Here is a 21,424-nt window from a genome sequence, read left to right as displayed (position 1 = left end):
TAATCTCGATTATTCGCTTTTCTTACTGTTTCTTTTTACAAGCCAGATCACAACTGCAATTCCAATAATGATTACAACGATCAGGATCCAGATTGCAGAACTCATTCCATTGGATGTGCTCTCTACGCTCTCACTGGATGCTTCCTGGTCTGCGCTGTCTGTAGGCGCTGCGGTCTCAGTTGCTGCTACTGTCTCAGTTGGCTCTGGTGTTGGTGTACTGGTCTCGGTCGGTTCCGTAGTCGGTGTACTGGTTTCAGTGGGCTCTGGAGTCGGTGTGCTGGTCTCAGTGGGTTCCGGTGTTGGTGTGCTGGTGCTAGTCGGCTCTGGTGTTGGTGTGCTGGTACTGGTCGGCTTTGGAGTCGGTGTACTGGTGGGCTCTGCATTCTTTGCATCTGTTTTCTCTTCTTCGCTCTGTGCAGAAGCATTTCCAGCCTCAGCAGTCTCTTCTTCACTGCCTTCGGTCACTCTGTCACCTGCGGACTGTGCCTCGGCATCTGTCTCCGGGATCAGCTCTACAGAATTCTCTTCTGTGTTGGTAGCCTGTGCAATATTTACCCAGCCGGAAACTCCGCCGGCTTCTGTTTTGCCCCAGATGCCATCTTTGCCGGTGTCTACTTCGGTATCAATATGAAGCTTCTCACCATTGGCAATGTTGCAGCCTCCGGAAACGGTACCATATTTCTTACCTGGTCCTTTATAAAGGGAAACAGATCCATCTTCTTTTGCATTTACTGTAATGTCGTAATTCACATCTGTGCTTCCGTATAAAGCAAGCTCAGAAGCGATCGCCTCTGAAAGAGTAGCCGGCTTCAGATAATCCTCCTGAAGGAATCCGAATACACTGTGAAGCTGTGCATAGATCCAGGTCTTGCCTGCTTCATCTGTGCTCTCACCTTCCACATGAATAGCTGTCCCATTTGGAATAAGCTCATCATTCAGCTTCGGGCTGTCCACGCTCGCCTCAGAATACATATCGATACCGCCATCCGGCGATTCTACGATCATATAGTAATCGGTCTTATAATCTACCTGCTGTGTCTTTCCTGCATCTGCAAAAACCACTGCGGACATGCAGAAGGTAAGAACCACAGCCAGCAGCATTCCCAGCTTTTTCTTCATATATATCCCCTTTTCCCTGTTATATACTTTTTTATATCATTTTTCATTGTACCACACAACCAGAAAGATGCAACCATTTTTCTCATATTCTTCCCGTCTTTTTTCCAGTACAAAAGCCTTCTCAGGCGATTTTTCCCGTATACAGCAAAGGAGCAGGACCCGAAATCCTGCTCCTTTGTTTCCTTCTTTCTGAATCTTTTTGGGGGGATGAAAGAAGGGAATTATAAAAAGCTAATTATTTGTAAAGAGGGCCATAGTTCTTGCAAGCTCTGAAGTCTGCACCTTCTTTATCCATTCCGAATGCGTTCCATGCTGCCGGACGGAAGATATCCGTTTCCGGTACATTGTGCATGCAAACCGGGATTCTCAGCATAGAGCACATTGTGATCAGATCTGCTCCAATGTGTCCATAGGAGATTGCACCGTGGTTAGCGCCCCAGTTGTTCATAACATCATAGGCACTCTTGAATGCGCCATCTTTGCCATCGCATCTCGGCACGAACCATGTACATGGCCATGTATAGTCAGTACGTTTCCAAAGTGTATCAGATACATCCTCTGGAAGCTCTACAGTCCAGCCCTCTGCGATCTGAAGAACCGGTCCAAGACCTTTTACAAGGTTCAGACGGATCATGGTTGCCGGCATAGTAGCTCTTGTCTCAAATCTGGAGGAGAATCCGCCGCCACGGAAGTATCCGTTATCAGCTGCATTCCAGGTAGTAGCCTTCATGATGGCTTTCTGGTCTTCCTCTGTTACGTTCCACCATTCCTTCATAACGCCTTCGCCGTTCTCATCCTTTACAACACCGGAAGCGTCAAGGCAGCATGCGCCAGAGTTGATCAGATGGATGATACCATCGTTCTCTTTTGCAACACCTTCAAGATCATATCCTGTAACACGTTTTACAGCATTTGCACTCCAGTATGTACGAACATCTGCGAACATCTGGGCACGTCCTGTAAGAAGTTTCATAAACAGCATTCCAAGACCGTTGAGAACGTCGTTCTCTGTAGCAAGGATATATGGCTCTCTTGCTCCGTTCCAGTCAAAGGAAGTATTCAGCATTGCCTCTGCAAAGTCACCGTTCGGATAGAAGTCTGTCCACTGTCTCTGTCCCTGGAAACCAGCAGCGATTGCGTTATGTCCGATCGCCTCCTCAGAGAATTTCGGGTCAAGCTTATCGCATCCATTCATAAGCTCCTGGATGATAACTGCCATTTTAACAACAAACTCGAACTGCTCTTCTTTCTGCTCTTCTGACATCTGAAGTTCTGGCGGGTTCTTGTCGAAACCGATGGTACAGTTCTCTTTTGCCCATTTCATAGCTCTGTCAAATTCTTCGTGATCATAGATGCCTTCTGTCATACGACGGATGATCTCAACCTCGTCAACAGACTCAACACGCATGCCAAGATAGGACTCGATGAAATCAGGATCAATGATAGATCCGCCGATACCCATTGTAACGGAACCGATCTGTAGCCAGGATTTGTTTCTCATAGTTGCAACTGCAACTGCTGCACGACCGAATCTTAACATTTTTTCTTTTACGTCTTCTGGCATTTCTGTGTCGTCAGCATCCAGAACCTCATGTCCATAGATACCGAAAGCCGGAAGGCCTTTCTGTGCATGTGTAGCAAGAACGGAAGCAAGGTAAACAGCTCCTGGTCTCTCAGTCGCATTAAATCCCCATACAGCCTTGATGGTCTGTGGATCCATATCCATTGTCTCTGCACCGTAGCACCAGCAAGGTGTAACAGTTACGGTAATATCAACGCCTTCATGTCTGAACTTGTCTGCGCAGGCAGCAGCCTCACCAACACGTCCGATGGTGGTGTCAGCGATTACAACTTTTACAGGCTCACCGTTGGAATATCTTAAGTTTGCCTCATATAATTCCTTAACGGATTTCGCCATGTTCATGGTCTGCTCTTCCAGAGATCCTCTTACATCAAGGGCTCCTCTACGTCCATCGATTGTTGGTCTGATACCGATTACAGGGTAGCTTCCGATTAATCTGCTCTTTGCCATAGTAGTTTCATACCTCCTGTTATAAATAATTTAAATTGTTCTTTCATTTCGTTCTCAGGCGCTGTGCCTGGGGTGCCGCTGTCGGGAAAAGCCTCTCCCTCTCTTGGCCTCTCATATTTTTTATTATAGGATTGATTCTGGAAAATTACTTGTGCTATAATAGCAAATAATAGTACAATATTCACATTTTCTGTCGAAGCAGTAAAATTTCTATAAATTTTTGAAGGGAAGAAAGATTTTGCAGATTATTGATCAGAATGAAGACCGTCCCAGAGGCACTTATGAGTTTCCTTTTGAGTTTCATCACATTGACCAAAACCATCCCAAATATGTTATGTCTTACCACTGGCATGTGGAATATGAAATTATCCGGATTCTTTCCGGAGAATTTACCATCACTTTAGACGAAAAAAGTTTCAAAGCAGTACAGGGTGATGTAATTTTTATCCATAGTGGAATTTTACATTCTGGAATTCCTGTAAATTGTGTCTATCAGTGCATTGTATTTGATATGAACATATTTTTGAAGCTGAATTCCGTCTGTGCCGATCATATCCAAAAGATCGTCCACCAGGATATTTTGATTTTTCACCACTTTGACAATCGTTATCCAGATATTTTAAGTGTCGTAAATTCACTTTTTCAGGCTATGGAGCAACACAAGCCTGGATATGAGCTTTCTATAATCGGACAATTTTACCACTTTTTTGGTATCGTTTTTAGTAATCATTACTATCTGGACAGCCAGCCCAAGGCACGTCGTGATTACAAACGCATTCTTCAGCTGAAGCAGGTGGTGGAATTTATTGAAAAAAATTATGCTTCCCCTCTTACCCTAGGGCAGCTGTCTGATTCGGTATCCATGTCGCCAAAATATTTCTGCCGTTTCTTTTCTGAAATGACACATCAGACACCTATGGACTACCTGAACCGCCAAAGAATCGAGCATGCCTGCTATGAGATTTCAACAACAGATGACTCCGTCACGGATATTGCATACCGCAACGGTTTCAATGACTTAAGCTATTTTATCCGTACCTTCAAAAAGTACAAGGGAACTACACCGGGAAAATACAAGAAGAGTTGATCAGCAGGCGGGCACTGGCCAGATGTCCGCCCGTAAATAAGGGACAGATTTCCCCTCCTTTTCTTCTAACGTTGCAGATATGTAGAAGAGATGTTATTTTTGTCGTCAGAAGAACGACAGAGAAGCATTCCTGTATTCTCACAGGCTACGTTGGCGCACTTTATGCGCTTTCTTTTGCTGTACAGACGCGAAAAAGCCCCTATTTGTTCTTATTTCGCTACACATGCCATTTTTTCCAGAATGGTCTCTTATTCCAGGACCCTTATGCAAGAGATTTTCAAGTAAATGGATGATGGAATTGCTGCTGTTCAGGCCGATTAGCCCATGGCAGAAAACTGTCCGCACATACTGCTGCAGAACGCCGCAGAAAATCAGAAATTGTTTTTCTCTTTCGTTTCTTCTATTCTAACAAAAGCGGACTGCTATTACAATGAAATTCGGTCGTAAAATTCTCCCATAATCCGACATGTAAATGATAAATTTTATCAGTTATCAGAGTTTTCTTTTTCTTCAAACGTGCTATAATATTTTCAGTTAGAAAATACTAACAAAAGTACGAAGAAGGGAAGCTGTTGGATCATGGGAAGATGTTATCATTTATCAAAAGCTGTTACAGATGACCAGGCAAACGAAATCATAAAAGAACTTGCAGAGCGAGGCGATGTGAAACACGCTGAAATTTCCGCTGACGGACATTATCTTCATGTGGATACCATTGACGGGGAATTTTCCGTAGTTATGTATTCAGCCGTAAATATCTGCAGCCGTATTGCAAACTGTGAGCTGTCCTTTGTGAAATTTGATTATACAGCCTAAGGTCTGCAGATTGCAGGAATGATCTTTGAGGCACGCGCTAGAGCCGCTTCTTCCTGGAATATGCCGCCAGGATGTTTATGGCAAATCTATTAGGAAATGGAGAATAAATTATGCAGCAGATCACATTAAAAATAGACGGAATGATGTGTGGAATGTGTGAGTCCCACATTAACGAAAGCATTCGCAATAACTTTTCTGTAAATAAAGTTACCTCTTCCCATACAAAAGGAGAGACGGTTATTCTTACAGAAAATGATCTTGATGAAGCGAAACTGAAAGAGACCATTGATAAAACAGGTTATAAACTTCTTTCTGTCTCAAAAGCTCCTTACGAAAAAAAGAAAGGCTTTTTCTCTTTTTTGAAAAAATAACCTTTCTTTTCCATAATAATCTCAACCCCCATAAAAAGGCCCTGCCTCGTTTATCAGAATTTTTCTGTCAGACGATGCAGGGTTCTTTGCTATTTTGCTTGTAAATCTTTATAATTATCTTAGAATAAATTTCCAGAATCACTTCGAAAATGTGCATAATCCTGTACTTATATTCCCATTATAATATCTCTGGCAATACAGAAAGCGCATATTCCGCAAGGCTGTGGTCTTCCTCTCCTGTGCCTCCGCTTATGCCAAGTCCTCCGATAATAGTATCCCCGGACTTCAACGGTACTCCGCCTCCGAAAATCACGATCTTTCCACCATCCATCTTATCGACACCGTAGAAGGTTCCACCTGGCTGGGCCAGTTTAGATAATTCCATGGTGGACATCTTCACTGCAACGGAAGTATAAGCCTTTTTCAAAGCGACATCAAAACTTACCAGAAATGCTCCGTCCATTACATGAACGGCAATTGGATTTCCATCTGGACCACAAACTGCGATAACAGCCTTTTTGCCCCGTCGAAGGGCTTCCTGTTCGATTTTCTCGATTAACTTCTTCGCTCCATCCAGTGTAATCTTATTCTGCATTCCCATGCGGCGCAGTACAGCCTGGATCACTGCTTCATCTACAGAATCAGAAGTACCAGATATAGGAGAATTTTCAACTTTCGTATCCACGCTCACGCTTCCTCCTGCCATTTTCTCAGTTCCATCTGCCTGTATTTCCACATTTCCAGCAGACAGGCCATTTTCTACAGACTCTGGCGTTCCCGCCTTCTGACCTGCAGCCTTCGTCTCTTCATAGCGTGCAAGCGCATACAGATAATCTGCCAGGCGGTTCATATATTTCTTACTTCCTGTATCGGAACCAAACTTCACGCTTACAGAGGCAAGATCGCGTTCTGCTCTTCTTGCAACAGCCCGGGTCACATCGATCTCGGCTGATAAGCGACAGGCACCTGGCAGAGAGGCTTCCTTTGGTAAATGGAACAGTCCCTCCAGACGATCAATCTCTTCTTCCAGAAGCTCTGTCTTATCATCATTGATCTTATATTCTCGATTGTACGGATCCGCCACTCCTCCATCAATTCTGACCAGGTTTTCCTGAATTTTCTCAAGAAAACGGATGGTATCCCCGTCCCCGATCATGGTTTTCAGCACTCCGATGTGGCTGGAAAGTTCCTCTATGGTTCCCTCAAGCTGAATTCGGTCATCAGATTTGGAAACATTTTTTGTATGGACAAGATTGGTAGTTCCCTTGTCACCATTTTTTGTATAAATACTCATAGGACTCTCTCCTGATCTTCCTTCTATCAGTACACTGAACACAAAGCAATACCTAAATTGTTTTTTCTTCACTATACTAATAAAATATTTTAAATCAGCTTAAGACAGATCATTTAAGTTCTGTCTTAAGCTCATATTTTTAGAATGACCACAATTTCTTGTAGATCTTCACAATATCTTCCTTGGTTGGAACTCTTGGGTTGGCTGGTGTGCAGGCGTCTGCAAGTGCTGCGTCTGCCATCTTGTCAATAGCCTCAAAGTACTCGTCTGGTGAAATCGTTCCGATTTCCTGAATGGTAAGCGGAATATTCATCTCTTTTTGCATAAACTGGATCCAGTTTACAAGAGATCTTACGGACATTACTTTGTTGTAATTGCTAAGTCCAAGAATATGGGCGATATTTGCATATCTCTTTACCGCCGGAAGATATTCTTTCTGGCTCTTGCTGTGCTTGTTGATGTTCGCATTAAACTCCACAATGTGTGGAAGCAGCATAGCGTTGGCACGTCCATGAGGAATATGGAAAACAGCGCCAAGCTGGTGAGCCATACTATGTGTAATTCCCAGTCCTGCTGTGTTAAAGGAAAGTCCTGCAAGACAGGAAGCTACGTGCATTTTCTGACGGGCATGCATATCCCTACCGTCCAGGTACGCTCTTAACAGAAAGACTCCGCAGATTTCAATTGACTTTTCTGCAAGAGCAGATGAAAATTCATTGTGATTGATACTTACATAAGACTCAATGGCATGAGTCAGCACGTCCATACCTGTATCTGCTGTGATAGAAGGCGGAACGCTCTTTACCAGCTCTGCATCCAGAATTGCCTCATCAGCAGTAAGGCTTTCTGAGATCAGCGGATACTTCACATGGTTCTCTGTATCATTTACAACTGCAAAAGAGGTAACCTCAGATCCAGTACCACTGGTAGTAGGAATTGCAATAAGACCCACTTTTCCGTAATTGTTGATCTTCAGGGCAAACTCACGGATTGCCTTGGAAGAGTCAATTGCAGAGCCGCCTCCGACAGCTACTACAACCTCCGGCTGGTACTCCAGAAACTTCTTTACACCTTCTGCGATTTTTCCTACCGGTGCGTCCGGTACAACATCACTGAATACTTCAAACTCCTTGCCACCGCTTTTCAGTGGGTCTGTGATCAGATTGATCATTTCCCCTTTTGCGATGAATGGATCTGTGATCACCAGAACTTTTTTGTATGGCAGTTCTGCCAGTCTATCCAGGGCATTGTCACCAAAGTGGATGACTGTTTTCATTTCAAAAGTTTTCATAATTCAATGCTCCTTTATTGCAGCTCTCTTTTGTACTTTTGAAAGCTTCTATCGGACAGATTCCGGATATCTGCACTCCACACCCTCTTCTTCAAAAAGCTTTAGCCATTTGTCAGAAGGCTTCATATCTGTCACAACAATATCAATATCCCGCAGTCTTCCTGCAACGGAAAATGCGGTCTGGTCAAATTTCGTATTGTCCACAACCAGGATCTTCCTACGTCCGGAATCCAGCATTGCTTTCTTCGCCGTTCCAAAAGCCTCCTGTGATTCCATCACTCCCCATTTCTCATCAAGAGCCTTGCAGGAAAAGACCACAGTATCTACAAAATAAGAGCGAATGACTTCTTCTGTCCGGGATCCAAGGAAGGCAAGGTAACCTTCCTTCATCATCCCACCTGTGGAAATAATGTTCCACCCTGACACATCTGCCAGTTCCAGAAGAATCTCCATGGAATTGGTGATCATAGTCAGACGCTCCTTTTCTTTTAATGCTTTTGCAACGAACACCGCAGTTGTACTGGCGTCCAGAAGCAGATGTTCCCCGTCATGCACAAGAGAGGCTACGATTTCCGCCATCTTCTGTTTCCCAACTACATTCTGATTCTTACGCACGTTAAAGGGAAGATCAATGCTTACATCTTCATTGATCACAGCTCCGCCATAACTTTTAATGGCAAGCCCTTCCTTCTCCAGCTTGTCCAGATCCCGTCTGATGGTCTCTTCGGATACTCCGTATAACTGGCTCAGTTCACTTACTACTACGCGTTTTTCATTCTGTAATTTCTCAAGGATCAGATTTCGTCTCTCTAATGCAAGCATATTCAGATCCCCTCCGTGTTCGTTTTATTGGTCAGACCAGAATTACAGAAGGCTGTCGATCATTCTCTTATCCGGATGTGCGATAACAGATGAATCCAGATACATGCCTTTCTCAGCAACAAGCTCTTTTGCTCTGTCGATTGATGCGGATACGGCAGAAACCTCACCAGTGATCATCATGTAAGATTTTCCGCACATACCTTTTGCAATACGAAGCTCAATAAGATCTACAATTGCAGTCTTTGCAGCCTGATCTGCAGCCTCGATAATGGAAGCTGCGTCATATGTTTCAAGAATTCCCAGTGCACTGATCTCCTCAACCTGAGTAGTTCCGTAAATAGCCGGGAAAAGAGACTCGTGTGGATTACCCAGTACGAAGCTGTCAATACACTTGTCCTCATATGTTGTTACAGCTGTATCAACGGCAGCTTTTACCGCACTGAGATCACCGGTGATAATTGCAATATATTTACCCGGACACACGGTCTGCGCCTCAACGATTTCTACATCAGATGTCTTAACCATTGCATCTGCTGCAGTAACGCCGGTAGCTGTAGTTTTGAATTCAATCATTCCGATTGCTTTACTCATGTTCTGCACGTCCTTTCTAATTCTTTGCAACTACGATCCAGCGATCTGTCACTTCGGTAACTTTACCGGAGATGGTTGCATGGATACCAACACTTAAGCCCTGGGCCGGGGAAGCGATCATCTGACCTCGTGCCACCTGATCTCCAACCTTTACAATTGCCTGCGCCGGAGCTCCGATATGCTGGCTAAGAAGAATTTTAACCTTTGGAATTTCAACCAGTGTCTCGTCCATTGGTGCGTCTTTGTCGTATTTTGTAAGACCAAGACGTGCCATCAGGCGTTCTTCCGGAACCTTGCGGTATTCTCTGGATTCCTTAACTGGTACTGGCTGTACTCCCTGAGGAGGACGAATACCTGCCTTACGAAGTCCACCCTTCATGTCTGCAAGAAGTGTTCTTGGAGCAAGGCTCTGAGGACATGCGTACATTTCGCACACACCACAGGAGCTGCAGAAGCTTGCATTAATGTAAGGATTTACATCTCTGAAATCCTGATTGGAAGCTGCGCGCATGAAGCGTGCCGGATCAATCGGATGTCCCAGATTGTTACGTGGACAAAGATCAGTACAAGTATTACACTGGCAGCAAATAGATGCTGCGCGTTTTAAATCTATAGCAGAAGTCCGCATCTTCTTCTGTACGATTAAATGGTCTTTTGGCAGAACCAGAATCGCATTTGTTGTCTTCGTCACAGGGTCAGAACCTTTTCCGATTCTTCCCATCATCGGTCCACCAATAAAGTAAACCGGATCTTTTACAGTAGTTCCGCCTGCCTGTGCAACTACGTCATCCATGGTACATCCAAGAGGTACTCTTACAGTTACCGGATGATTTACCTCAGCTACAACAGATACATATTTAGATGTTACAGGCTCTTTTTTCTCTACTGCCTGGTATATATTATACAATGTCTCTACGTTGAACACTGCCACTCCCTGCTCAATAGGAAGTCCGCCAGGTCTTACAACTCTACCAGTTGCTTCGTAGATCAGTACAACCTCATCACCCATAGGATATACTTCATCCAGAAGATGGATGCGCATTCCCGGGAACTCTTCAATATGCTGTTTCAGAGCATTTACTGTCTGAACATAAGATTTTTTGATTCCAATAATGGCCTCAGAAGCTCCAACAGTCTCCTGAACCATATGGAAGGTTTTCATAATTTCGTAAGCGTGCTTCTCTAATAACTGTCTATGTAATTTCAGTAAAGGTTCGCACTCTGCACAGTTCATAAGAATGGTATTGGCTTTATCTGTCAGCTTCATATATGTAGGAAATCCTGCACCGCCGGCACCAACTACACCATTCTCCTGTATAATATTCTGTAATTCTTTGATATCCATGGCGTTACTCCAATCCTGCACCGTCATCAACGATACCTACAATGGCGGCATCTACCGGTGCTGTTTCTACGCCGCAGCCAATTCTTGCCGCGCTTCCTTGTGCCACCAATACATATTCTCCGATTCCTGCACCGATAATATCGATTGCAACAATCTGGCTGAGGTCACCTTTCATGTGATGAACCGGTTCCACGATCATAAACTTATTGCCGATCAGCTTTTCGTTTTTTCTTGTGGAAACAACGCTTCCTACTACCTTGCCAACTATCATGTGAACCTCCAAATTTTATACCAGTTCAGCCACGCACGTATCTGTCCCCAAATCCTGCATGGCTGAACATTTTATTTTCGTAATGAGGAATGTAACTTCCGCTTCATTACTTTATGATTGTAACTGTATTGCCTGTGGCAATTTTTGCTGCATTTGCTTCATCTGTATCAATGTGCATCTCCAGTGTAAAACTGTCGTCCACACGGATCTTCACATGATTGAAAATAGTACCTCTCTCATTGTCTGCCTTAACAGAAACGATATCTCCGTCCTTCACGCCGGCTGCCTGGGCATCCTTCGGGGACATGTGGATGTGGCGCATTGCTACGATACATCCCTCTTTCAGATAGATCGCACCTTTCGGTCCGACAATAGCGATAGGAGCACTTCCCTTAACATCTCCAGACTCACGAACCGGTACTTTCATACCAAGCTTGATGGCATCTGTAGCTGATACCTCAACCTGGGAAGCCTTGCGGACCGGTCCGAGAATGCGGACATTCTCGATGGCACGGAGCTTCAGTCCAACGATGGTTACTGTCTCATTGGACGCAAACTGTCCTCCCATCAGCTCTTTCTTCTTGGTGAGCTGATATCCTGGTCCGAATAAAGCTTCAACATGTTCCTGTGTCAGGTGGATATGTCTTGCGGAAACTCCGATCGGCACCATGAAACCATTGCCTTTTTCTTCTTTTTTATTAAGAGCATCCAGTACCATTCTGGTGATCAGCTCAACATTATTGGTTTCCAAAAGTACACCTGCTTTCTTCCTGGATTATGTAATAATCTAGGCGTGAATTATTTGAGAACTGGAAGAATCTTCTCAACATCAGTATGAGGTCTCGGAATTACGTGTGTAGCTACAAGCTCTCCAAGTCTGGATGCTGCTGCGCTTCCGCTCTCAACTGCAGATTTAACTGCTCCAACATCTCCACGAACCATAACAGTTACAAGACCGGAACCGATCTTCTCTGTTCCAACTAATGCAACGTTAGCTGCTTTACACATCTGGTCAGCTGCCTCGATAGCTGCTGTAAGTCCTCTGGTTTCTACCATTCCTAATGCTTCCTGTGTCATGATTTTTTCCTCCTTATGAATTGCTGGTTTCTCAGCTTCTATGTGTTTGGTTTCTGTAATCTCTTTGTCAGCTGCAGTGGTCTTCGGCTCTTCTGCCTTTACCTCTGCTGCTTTTGCTTTGGTTGTTCTGGCCGTTCTTCTCGGAGCGGCTGCCTTTTTAGGGGCTGCTTTTTTCGCTGTCTCTTTCTTTTCTTCGTCAGCCATTATTCATCCCCCTTTTTCTTTCTCCATCGACTTGCGCTTAACTCCACCATTTTGACGATTTCCTCATGGGGATTGGCAATTACTGCATAGCTTGCCGGTTTCTTGATGGCTTGTGTTGCGGCCGCTTCCACGGCCTCTGTAACAGCTGCCACATCGCCTTGTACAATAATGGTCACCAGTCGTCCGCCCAGCTTACGCTCCCATGACGCCAGCTCAACGTCTGCCGTTTTGCACATGATGTCCAGGGCATCCATAGCCGCTACAACACCTGTGATTTCGATAAAACCATATGATTTACTCATGAGCGAACTCCTTTTTGTTCATTAGATGCTTGGAAGGATTTTCTCCACATCTGTATGAGGTCTTGGGATTACGTGTGTAGCTACAAGCTCTCCAAGTCTGGAGGCTGCTGCGCTTCCACTCTCAACTGCTGCCTTAACAGCTCCAACATCACCGCGAACCATAACAGTTACAAGACCGGATCCGATTTTTTCTGTACCAACCAGTGTAACCTCTGCTGCTTTTGTCATTGCATCTGCTGCCTCGATTGCAGCTGTAAGTCCTCTGGTCTCTACCATTCCTAAAGCTTCCTGTGCCATGATGAATTCCTCCTGATTTATCTCATCTTCTCAAGTACGCTCCAGCGTACTTGCTGTGAGGTACCTGTCATGCTCCGCATGACTGTTCGTTATTATTATAGATGTTTCTTCACTGGTTAGCAATAACTATTCCTTATCCAGTGCGCTGATTTTCAGCATTTTTTGTGTACCGGGTTCCGGATTTGGTATTACGTAGTGCTGTACCACACCGGTCATACTCTCTGCTACTCTGATTCCAGCTTCCACAGCCTCTGTTACATCAGAAACGCTTCCGCGGAACTTGATGCAGACAAGGAGCGGTACCGGCAGACTGTCCGCATTTGCAGGTTTATTTTTATCAAAAACCTCCAGATGGACATTTGCTGCCTTGCAGCCGGCGTCGGCCGCCACAAATGCTGTTGCCAGTCCGAACACCTCCAAGATTCCTACAGCTTCTGCCATCTTGATTCTCCTTTATCCGGCAATTATTTATTTACAACTGCGATCTTAAGACCGGTCATTGCAAGGTTCTTCTTTAATGCTTCATTGATCTCCTCAAGCGGATACTTGTCTGTGATCAGTTCAGACATTGGAAGTCCGATTGCGTTTGCTCTCTTAAGGAAGTCAAATGTTGTAACGTAATCTCTTAAGGTGTATACCCAGGAGCCTACGATTGTGATCTCTTTGGAGCAGATGTCAAAGTGCGGGTTGATTGTAGCATCTCCACCATTGATGAAGAAACCAAGCTCGCAAAGACCGCCGCCGTTGCGGATAAATTTGTAGATGTTTGCATGAGCAACAGGTGATCCTGTGCACTGGAATGCAAAGTCTGCAAGATGTCCGCCGAACTGATCCTTAACAGCCTCAGCAAGTGCTTCGATTCCTTTGTGCTCCATGAAGTTTACGCTCATGGTAGCGCCCATTCTCTTAGCGAAATCAAGACGCTGCTGATTTCCATCTACTGCGCAGATGTTCTCGATACCCATGGTACGAAGAACTGCGATGCAGATCAGACCGATCGGTCCGCATCCCTGTACAACAACTCTGCTGTTGAAACGAAGGATACCAGTTGTTTTTGCTCTCTCAACTGCATGTACAAGAACTGCACATGGCTCGATCAGGATACGGGAATCCAGATCAAGGTCGCTTACGTTGAAGAATGTGCTTCCGAAGTTTCCGCCTCTGATGAAGATGTAATCAGAGAACCATCCGTTCAGATGTACATCATCATCTGGAAGAAGTCCGTATACGTCAGCTCCGCCAACGTTCTTTTTGTTCAGGTCGAACATTGTGATCTCCGGATCATCCTTGAAGATCATACAGGTAACAACTTTATCACCGATCTTAACTGGTTTTCCAGCTGTATCAGTCTTAACATTTTTACCCATGGCAACGATCTCACCAGTTCCCTCATGTCCAAGTGCAACTGGGATCAGGTTAAATGGGTCTCTCTTGAATTCGTGAGCATCAGTACCGCAAACGCCGCAGCCTTCTACTTTAACAAGGATGTCGTCGTCACCAACTGGTGGGATCGGGTACTCTTTGATGTCGAAATGCTCTTTCTCAGTCAGAACTGCAACGTGTGCAGTTTTCGGGATAGCGCCTGCCGGTGCAGCAGCAGCTGGAGCTGCAGCTGCTGCAGAAGCTGCCGGTGCAGTTCCAGCCATTCCAGCAAGAACCTGTTTTACGATTTCTTCGATATTTACGTTATTCATATCCATTTTTATGTTTCCTCCTGTCAGCGAATGCAAAGGCTGTCTGCCATTACGCAGCGTCTTCTCTTGGTGAATGTGCTTGCGCTTGTAAGTCCCTCACCGGTACGGCTTGCGATTGTGAATGTGCAGTAACCCTCTCCGCCAAATCCAAGTGCTGCATAAGAAGGTGCATTCTTAACAAGGATTGCGGTATCGATTGCTTTCGCATATTTGGTGATATTGTCAATGTTCTTGGAATGAATGTGTGCAGAGTGGCGGTTGCCATGCTCAAGCCATACGGCCTGCTCTACTGCATCATCAAAGTCTTTTGCTCTTACAACGCCAAGGATCGGCATCATAAGCTCTGTGGCGATAAGCGGATGTTCCTTCGGTCCCTCGAATACGATGCAGCGGATGTTTGCAGGAGCATTTACTCCGATCATGGAAAGTAATGTTCTTGCGTCACGTCCAACGCATTTACGGTTCAGCTTGCCGCCTGCAAGAACAGTCTCAACAAGTTTGTCCTGTTCTTCCTTGGAGGCCAGGTAACAATCATTCTCGCTTACCAGATAATGCATAAGCTCATCTGTGATGGAAGCAACTGCTACGATCTCCTTCTCTGCGATGCAAGGAAGGTTGTTATCGAATGTACATCCGTTTACGATATCCTGGGCAGCTTTTCTTACGTCTGCTGTCTCATCTACAACTGCTGGTGGGTTTCCTGCGCCAGCACCGATTCCACGTTTTCCAGAGGAAAGAACTGCGGTAACAACGCCAGGGCCGCCTGTTGCAGCGATCAGCGGGATATCTTTATGTTTCATCATGATGTTGCTTGTCTCTAATGTAGGTTTCTCTACTGTAACTGCGATATTGTCCGGGCCGCCTGATTCCAGGGATGCCTCGTTCAGAAGGTTGATCGCATAAATAGAGGTCTTGATTGCTGCCGGATGTGGGTTGAATACAACTGTATTTCCGCCTGCCAGCATACCGATGGTATTACACAGAATGGTCTCACTTGGGTTGGTACACGGAGTGATGGCTCCGATTACGCCGAATGGTCCCATCTCGATCAGAGTTAATCCTCTGTCGCCAGACCATGCTGTTGTGCTGAGATCTTCTGTACCTGGGGTTTTATCTGCTACCAGATGGTGTTTCAGGATCTTATCCCCTACATTTCCCATTCCGGTCTCATCAACACCCATACGTGCAAGGATTTCTGCATTTTCTTTGGTTTTTCTACGAATGCAGGTAATAATTTTTTCTCTCTGGTCCAAGGACATTTTCCGAACGATCTTCTGGGAAGCTTTCGCTGCCTCGATAGCTTCGTTCATATCTTTGAAAATTCCATGTTTACCGGCCGGAGCGTCTGCAATCTGCATTTTTGCCATTACTTCCTGTACAATATCCTGTACCATGCTTTCGCTGATTGGCATGAGATTGTTCCTCCTTAAAAATCGCCTGTAGCTGCTCGGGTTTCTCACAGCTGCCAGCCTTTATAGTTTTGATTATTTCAGTCCTAACTGAGCCATAACCTGTTTTGTGATCTTAGCTACTAACTCTGCGTCTGCGTTAGCTGTATCTGCTGCTGGAGCATCGCTTCCGCCAACGAAATCATACTGATATCCTGGGAACTGTTTGTAGTCCTCATTATGGCAAGCGCCGCCGCAGTTGTGGCAGTTCATGCCGTCTTTGTTCTGACAGAGGTTTGCAGGATGTTTTCCTGGCATACCGAATTTACGACGGATCTCATAAAGTTTCTTGATGTTCTCTTTGTCGAATTCCTTCGGGCCGCCAAGAAGTTTGCTCTGATACAGAAGCTGTGCGTAGAACTCTACGGACTCCATCTTCATGTATGCAGCGTTCAGGTCTGTGCTCCATGTAAGAGCTCCGTGGTTTTCAAGAAGAACTGCATCGAAGTATGGAAGATATTTCTCAAGGTTGTCCGGGATCTCCATTGTAGACGGTGTACCGTACTCAGCGATCGGAACGCATCCAAGAGCGATAACAGCCTCTGGCATGATCGGCTGTGTAAGCGGGATACCTGCGATAGCGAAGGATGTTGCATAAATCGGATGAGCATGTACAACAGATCCTACATCAGGTCTCTTCTCATATACTCTCATGTGCATCTTGATCTCAGAAGATGGTTTGAATCCTTGGTTAGCCTGAAGAACATTACCCTTAGCATCTACTTTACAGATGAACTCTGGAGTCATGAAGCCTTTGGATACACCAGTAGGTGTGCAAAGGAACTCATTGTCATTCAGTTTTACGGAGATGTTACCGTCATTTGCTGCAACCATGTTACGGTTATAGATTCTTCTTCCGATGTCGCAAATCTGTTTTTTGATTTCGTATTCGTTTACCATGCTTTTTTCCTCCTTAAGCACATTCAGGTACGGTGGATTATGTAAGTTATAGTACCGCACCGGGTAACTTATCATGGCTAGGCATAGCTAGCCTGTTACTTTTTTTGGTTATGGTGTAAGTTTACACCATTCCACACCATAAGTCAAGGTTTTTCCGTTGTTTTATGTTGTTTTGTGTGGAATTTTTCCCAGATTGCTATGTTGTTTTTCGTGGTTTTCCTGTTTTTTCCACATCTTCCTGATTGGCTTCTGCTTCTTCCCATGGCATCACATCCCCTTCTTCCCGAAGATGCTCCAGGATTTCCGGGATTCCCTGCTGTTTCTTGGAATCCACATAAATAATGGTCTTGCAGCCGGCAAGCTTCAGCCAGGATGTGGCAAGCTTCACGTTGGCATTTGGATCATTGATCTTGGTCACGATCCCGATCACCTCACGGTTCGCCATGCAGGTGATACAGGGCGGGAAAAGGCAGTAGGGCTCGATGGCGGAAACCAGCAGGCCTACCACATCAGATTCATATGTATATAACGCCAGGGCGTGTCCCAGTCCCTTGGTCTGGGCATACTCTCCTGGCGTATCCACGATCACATCAAAATTATTCACATACTGTGTTTTATGGTAATGTATTTTTTCACCGCGTAGGGCCTGGGTAAGAGTGGTCTTTCCTGCCTCGCTGCGGCCGATCAGAACAAGTTTCTTCATATTATATCAGGTCCTTGTGATCGGGCATAAAGTAAAGCCCAGTTTATTTCCCACGTAGTCCAGAATAGCGCTGGTGGATGCTTCCACTTCTGATACCGTACCGGTGATGATCAAGCTGCCGCTGAAACGGTCTACAAATCCCAGTTCGATCCCGGATGACTTCATAGCGATATCCGCCATAATGATAGCGGTCTCTGCCGGGCTTACGGTCATGATTCCAATGGCTGCCCTTGAATAATCCAAAGAGGGATCCAGTCCCAGTTTGGTATAAAGGATCTTATCCGGATTGGCAATGATGTGGGCCAGGGAAATCTGCTTGCCCGGTACCAGTTCCTGCACAATCCGCTGTTTCATTTCCGGAGACATATTATCTGTATATCCCATGTTTACCTCCTAAAACGGACATGTCGCCTGGCGGCGGCATCACCATATATGAAAGTCCGTATCTTCCTATAATCCTGTTTCTGAATGTATCTCTGTCCTTAATTATACCTTTCCATTTCTTCACTGTCAACAAAAAGCAACAGGTATCAGCACACTATATGTGGTTTTTCCTGTATTTCATTGTTGTTTTTATTTGTTTTCTATCTTTTTTCCGTTTTTACTGTTGACATGCTATTTTTCCTCTGTCATACTAAAACAAAGGAGTTGATTTTATGTATCTTTCTGATATACATACTCATTCTATCGCCAGCGGGCACGGTACTAGCTGTACCATCAGCGACATGGCGAAGGCAGCTTCCAGGAAGAGGCTGAAGCTTCTTGGGATCACAGACCACGGGCCGGCTACTCTGGCAGCTGGGACTTCCTCTTATTTTCGAAGTCTGACCTATTCCCCCAGGAAACGATTTGGAGTGGAATTATTGTATGGAATTGAACTGAATATTCTGGATACAGATGGAAAAGTAGATCTGGAACAGGAGCTTCTTAATAAGCTGGACTATGCCATTGCCAGCATGCATTATCAGAATTTCCGTCCAGGGACACGGGAAGAAAATACCACAACATTTCTGAACGTAATGAAAAATCCTGTGGTAAAAATACTGGGACATATTGACAATACCCAATATGATGTGGATTACAATGCAGTTGTAAAAGCCGCCGGCGAAAACGGCGTGATCCTGGAGATCAACGAAGCTTCCCTGGCTCCTTACGGATACCGGGGCGACACACGGACTAACTGCGCACAGATTCTGGCCTGCTGCCGGAAGTACCTGGTTCCTATCGTACTTTCCAGCGACAGCCATGGGGCCGAACATATTGGAGATTTCACTTATGCTGCTGATTTCGTCCATGAGGCCATGTTTCCGGAAAGCCTGATTCTCAACAACCAGATTCCCAAATTAAAAATGCTGTTAAGTATAAGATAGCAAAAAACTCTCCTGAATTATAAACCACTTTTTTCACTTCGTTTATATATTCAGGAGAGTTTTCTTTTACTATTCACAGATATTTTTTCGCAAGATGATTTCTGCAAACAGGATCTGCAGAAAACCCAGGCATGCAGTGTGAAATGCCATCTGTGCGATTAACTATTTCTCATCTGTATTTCCCTGCTCTGCCTCTCTTACTTTCTGCATCATTGCCGCCAGTTCCTGGTATTTTCCAGTCACATAGCCGTAGTTTTTCCTCTTATGGGGAAACTGGCAATTGGTGCAGTCCTTGAAGCCTTTTTCGTTATATTTAAAATTCCCGCCGCACTTATCTCCCAGTGCATAAAGAGGGCAATAGCAGAACAGGCAGTTAAAATCTTCCGGGTCTGCCCCTTTGTGGCAGGGGAAAAATTCGCATTTCTTGTGGCTGAAATAAGAGTATTCTTTGTCTTCCCAATATTTCTTCTTCATACTGTTCTACTTATCTCCTATAGTTCAAACTCTTCTGTGCAAACCGTTTCATAATGTACAGCGCTTAAGCAGCACAAACTTGTTTCCACCAGCTGACTACAATGTGTTTTTGCAATAAAAGAGTAAAAAAAATACCGCTATAGCGGTTTCCAAATCATCGTCCTTATTTAAGAGGGAGCGATGCTACCCCGGGGTAGAATATGATCCGTTCATATATACGCGGAGGGAACGGTTTCATCCGAAGTAGTATCGCCTGCCATTTAATCTGTATAATTCTTCTGAACAGGCGATTATTCCATAAAAAATGTCCACTCACAAAAGCGGACAACATCTCGGGGCTGCGGATTCCCCAAAACTGGTTGTTACACTTTCATCGGAAGTTTAACCTCGCCATACCAAGCAGGTTTCCTGGCTCCAGGATCATCGCTCCTCTCTCCTTCTCATGCATCTGCACAATGGACTCTGAGATTCGCTCCTCTGTTACAGTGACCGGATCGCTCAGGTTTCACACCTGATTCCCTCTTTCTGCCAGCTCATAGCCTTCAGCACTTAATATGTTCAATATGGAATTATACTGACATTATAGTACCACCGGTCACTGTGTTTGTCAACCCTTGATGAGAAACTTTTGTTATTTTTTTATCAACCTGTAGCGGCTGTCCGCAGATTGCCTGGCAATGACTGCGCGGGATCTTGTTCATAAGCAAAGTTTAACGCGATTCAGCCTGCAATCTCACGGATCTTCTCCACCAGAACTTTCGCTGTCTTCTCATGGGATGGATGTCCTGGATGCTGTCTTGAGCCAAATTCCCCTTCCAGGGTATCTGGCAGTTCCACAAACTCAACACGTTCATCCCCGGACTTTGTCTTATAATTCTGAATCGCATTTTCAATGGTAGACTGGATTCCATTTCCAAGCATTCCGTAACACCACAGAATATAGCTTTCCGGATTACAGTCACGCAGTTTTTTCAAAAAATCCTCCACTGCATTTCCCACCTTTTCCATATCCTTGGTGCCGCTGCCGTCATTTGTTCCCAAATTTACCACAATCACGTCTGGCTGGAATTTCTGGAAATCCCATTTTTCAAAAGCTCCCAGTTCCTTGTTTCTCTCTCCGTTCAACAGGCCGCACACCTGCTCGTAATAGGGCGGGATTGCCTGTTTTTCATCCCCTTCCCAGGAACAGAAAACGCCCCATCCGCTCTGGCTTATGCAGTGATAAATTGCATCCAGCTCTTTCGCTGCCATATACGCATAATTGTCCACACAATTAAAGCAAAAAGAATTCCAGGTCATTTCCCCGCCTGCTCCGCTTCCGCCTTCCCCGGAAGTGATACTGTCTCCGATCACCTCCAGCCTCATTTTCGGCTCTTCAAGAGGGCAGAATTCTCCGTCTGTCTGCACTTCCAGTATCTGAAATAGTGTTTTCTCATCTGTTGGAAAAGCAGGCGTATCACGAAGAAGCTTCACGTTCCGGATCTTATCCCCCTCCATGTTTCGAAAAAGACAGATTTTCTGTTCCCCTTTGTTTACCATAAGACGCTGACTCAGTGCACCGTCTACGATCACATCTGCCCAGGGCTCAAACAGCTCGTAATCTGAGCGGACCGTCACCCACGCTTCTGTGGCCTTTATATTCATTTCAATCCCGGAAGCCGTCCAGAACAAGGTAACCGGCTCCAGACTTCCATTTGTCCTGCCAAGAACTCTTAAATATGGAATTTCCCTGATCTTATAATCTTTCAGCATTTTCTTTTCCTCTCTTCTGGTTCTATGAAGCGCATTTTTCGTTATCCTAAACGTTTTCGCAGCTTCACAGCTGAATGCATAACAGTTATCGCTATTATACTTCTTTTCTATTTACATTTCTATATTCCAATAGAATTTTTCTCCTATGAAAAAAGCCCTCCCGG

Annotated in this window: 24 protein-coding genes and 1 riboswitch; of the genes, 4 read left to right on the top strand and 20 right to left on the bottom strand. The window is 44.9% G+C overall.

Going from position 1 to position 21,424, the window contains the following annotated elements:
- Positions 1-9 precede the first annotated feature (9 nt).
- Positions 10-1,119: a hypothetical protein gene (locus tag ACTQ50_RS07580; protein ID WP_441483673.1), complete on the bottom strand. Its 1,110-nt coding sequence runs from the start codon at positions 1,117-1,119 to the stop codon at positions 10-12.
- Positions 1,120-1,354: 235 nt separating this feature from the next.
- The gene (locus tag ACTQ50_RS07575) at positions 1,355-3,151 is read right to left on the bottom strand and encodes an L-fucose isomerase (protein WP_226817957.1); all 1,797 of its coding nucleotides are present in this window, start codon (positions 3,149-3,151) and stop codon (positions 1,355-1,357) included.
- Between the two features lie 238 nt (positions 3,152-3,389).
- Here ACTQ50_RS07575 and ACTQ50_RS07570 point away from each other — a divergent pair, with 238 nt between their 5' ends.
- The 3 genes from ACTQ50_RS07570 (at position 3,390) to ACTQ50_RS07560 (ending at position 5,425) form a co-directional block, all read left to right on the top strand.
- Positions 3,390-4,238, top strand: a complete 849-nt coding sequence (locus tag ACTQ50_RS07570; RefSeq protein ID WP_441483672.1) for an AraC family transcriptional regulator — start codon at positions 3,390-3,392, stop codon at positions 4,236-4,238.
- A gap of 579 nt (positions 4,239-4,817) precedes the next feature.
- Positions 4,818-5,054, top strand: a complete 237-nt coding sequence (locus ACTQ50_RS07565; protein ID WP_441483671.1) for a hypothetical protein — start codon at positions 4,818-4,820, stop codon at positions 5,052-5,054.
- Positions 5,055-5,164: 110 nt separating this feature from the next.
- Positions 5,165-5,425 carry a heavy-metal-associated domain-containing protein gene (locus tag ACTQ50_RS07560; RefSeq protein WP_441483670.1) on the top strand — a complete coding sequence of 87 codons (261 nt, stop codon included), beginning with the start codon at positions 5,165-5,167 and terminating at the stop codon, positions 5,423-5,425.
- Between the two features lie 178 nt (positions 5,426-5,603).
- Here ACTQ50_RS07560 and ACTQ50_RS07555 read toward each other — a convergent pair whose 3' ends face one another.
- The 16 genes from ACTQ50_RS07555 to ACTQ50_RS07480 all read right to left on the bottom strand — a co-directional run bounded on the left by ACTQ50_RS07555 (position 5,604) and on the right by ACTQ50_RS07480 (position 18,048).
- A complete protein-coding gene (locus tag ACTQ50_RS07555) occupies positions 5,604-6,719 on the bottom strand; it encodes a cob(I)yrinic acid a,c-diamide adenosyltransferase (RefSeq protein ID WP_441483669.1) in 1,116 nt (371 codons plus the stop codon).
- A gap of 139 nt (positions 6,720-6,858) precedes the next feature.
- Complete coding sequence (locus ACTQ50_RS07550) at positions 6,859-8,010, bottom strand: 1-propanol dehydrogenase PduQ (protein WP_441483668.1); 1,152 nt, start codon at positions 8,008-8,010, stop codon at positions 6,859-6,861.
- Positions 8,011-8,058: 48 nt separating this feature from the next.
- Positions 8,059-8,832 (bottom strand): DeoR/GlpR family DNA-binding transcription regulator, encoded by a 774-nt coding sequence (locus ACTQ50_RS07545; protein ID WP_441483667.1) that lies wholly within the window; start codon positions 8,830-8,832, stop codon positions 8,059-8,061.
- A gap of 42 nt (positions 8,833-8,874) precedes the next feature.
- Complete coding sequence (locus ACTQ50_RS07540; protein WP_118577770.1) at positions 8,875-9,423, bottom strand: BMC domain-containing protein; 549 nt, start codon at positions 9,421-9,423, stop codon at positions 8,875-8,877.
- 16 nt (positions 9,424-9,439) lie between these two features.
- Entirely contained in the window at positions 9,440-10,768 is a 1,329-nt protein-coding gene (locus ACTQ50_RS07535) for a 4Fe-4S dicluster domain-containing protein (protein ID WP_441483666.1), read from the bottom strand.
- A 4-nt stretch (positions 10,769-10,772) separates the two neighbouring features.
- Positions 10,773-11,039 (bottom strand): EutN/CcmL family microcompartment protein, encoded by a 267-nt coding sequence (locus ACTQ50_RS07530; RefSeq protein ID WP_117850917.1) that lies wholly within the window; start codon positions 11,037-11,039, stop codon positions 10,773-10,775.
- Between the two features lie 106 nt (positions 11,040-11,145).
- Entirely contained in the window at positions 11,146-11,790 is a 645-nt protein-coding gene (gene pduL / locus ACTQ50_RS07525; RefSeq protein WP_177290545.1) for a phosphate propanoyltransferase, read from the bottom strand.
- A gap of 47 nt (positions 11,791-11,837) precedes the next feature.
- Positions 11,838-12,116 carry a BMC domain-containing protein gene (locus ACTQ50_RS07520; RefSeq protein ID WP_005427721.1) on the bottom strand — a complete coding sequence of 93 codons (279 nt, stop codon included), beginning with the start codon at positions 12,114-12,116 and terminating at the stop codon, positions 11,838-11,840.
- A 203-nt stretch (positions 12,117-12,319) separates the two neighbouring features.
- The gene (locus ACTQ50_RS07515) at positions 12,320-12,622 is read right to left on the bottom strand and encodes a BMC domain-containing protein (protein WP_226817965.1); all 303 of its coding nucleotides are present in this window, start codon (positions 12,620-12,622) and stop codon (positions 12,320-12,322) included.
- A gap of 21 nt (positions 12,623-12,643) precedes the next feature.
- Entirely contained in the window at positions 12,644-12,919 is a 276-nt protein-coding gene (locus tag ACTQ50_RS07510; RefSeq protein ID WP_118577773.1) for a BMC domain-containing protein, read from the bottom strand.
- A 126-nt stretch (positions 12,920-13,045) separates the two neighbouring features.
- Positions 13,046-13,360 (bottom strand): BMC domain-containing protein, encoded by a 315-nt coding sequence (locus tag ACTQ50_RS07505; protein WP_226817966.1) that lies wholly within the window; start codon positions 13,358-13,360, stop codon positions 13,046-13,048.
- A 23-nt stretch (positions 13,361-13,383) separates the two neighbouring features.
- On the bottom strand, positions 13,384-14,619 hold the full coding sequence (locus tag ACTQ50_RS07500; RefSeq protein ID WP_441483665.1) for a zinc-binding dehydrogenase: 1,236 nt from the start codon (positions 14,617-14,619) through the stop codon (positions 13,384-13,386).
- Positions 14,620-14,636: 17 nt separating this feature from the next.
- Positions 14,637-16,025 carry an aldehyde dehydrogenase family protein gene (locus ACTQ50_RS07495; RefSeq protein ID WP_226817968.1) on the bottom strand — a complete coding sequence of 463 codons (1,389 nt, stop codon included), beginning with the start codon at positions 16,023-16,025 and terminating at the stop codon, positions 14,637-14,639.
- Between the two features lie 72 nt (positions 16,026-16,097).
- Positions 16,098-16,961 (bottom strand): class II aldolase/adducin family protein, encoded by an 864-nt coding sequence (locus tag ACTQ50_RS07490; RefSeq protein ID WP_441483664.1) that lies wholly within the window; start codon positions 16,959-16,961, stop codon positions 16,098-16,100.
- Between the two features lie 196 nt (positions 16,962-17,157).
- Positions 17,158-17,664, bottom strand: a complete 507-nt coding sequence (locus ACTQ50_RS07485; RefSeq protein WP_441483663.1) for a EutP/PduV family microcompartment system protein — start codon at positions 17,662-17,664, stop codon at positions 17,158-17,160.
- A gap of 6 nt (positions 17,665-17,670) precedes the next feature.
- A complete protein-coding gene (locus ACTQ50_RS07480; protein ID WP_021924989.1) occupies positions 17,671-18,048 on the bottom strand; it encodes a BMC domain-containing protein in 378 nt (125 codons plus the stop codon).
- A gap of 272 nt (positions 18,049-18,320) precedes the next feature.
- Here ACTQ50_RS07480 and ACTQ50_RS07475 point away from each other — a divergent pair, with 272 nt between their 5' ends.
- On the top strand, positions 18,321-19,034 hold the full coding sequence (locus ACTQ50_RS07475) for a phosphatase (RefSeq protein WP_441483662.1): 714 nt from the start codon (positions 18,321-18,323) through the stop codon (positions 19,032-19,034).
- A 162-nt stretch (positions 19,035-19,196) separates the two neighbouring features.
- On the opposite strand, the gene ACTQ50_RS07470 is transcribed toward ACTQ50_RS07475, so the two are convergent.
- Both ACTQ50_RS07470 and ACTQ50_RS07465 read right to left on the bottom strand, forming a co-directional pair.
- Entirely contained in the window at positions 19,197-19,508 is a 312-nt protein-coding gene (locus tag ACTQ50_RS07470) for a cysteine-rich small domain-containing protein (protein WP_441483661.1), read from the bottom strand.
- Positions 19,509-19,889: 381 nt separating this feature from the next.
- Positions 19,890-20,076: riboswitch (cobalamin riboswitch) on the bottom strand.
- A gap of 152 nt (positions 20,077-20,228) precedes the next feature.
- Positions 20,229-21,260, bottom strand: coding sequence for a GDSL-type esterase/lipase family protein (locus ACTQ50_RS07465; RefSeq protein ID WP_441483660.1), 1,032 nt, complete (start codon positions 21,258-21,260; stop codon positions 20,229-20,231).
- Positions 21,261-21,424: the final 164 nt, after the last annotated feature.

The organism is Blautia sp. Sow4_E7 (genome assembly GCF_052116245.1).
GTDB lineage: Bacteria > Bacillota > Clostridia > Lachnospirales > Lachnospiraceae > Blautia_A.
This window is presented reverse-complemented; position numbering and strand designations above follow the sequence as displayed.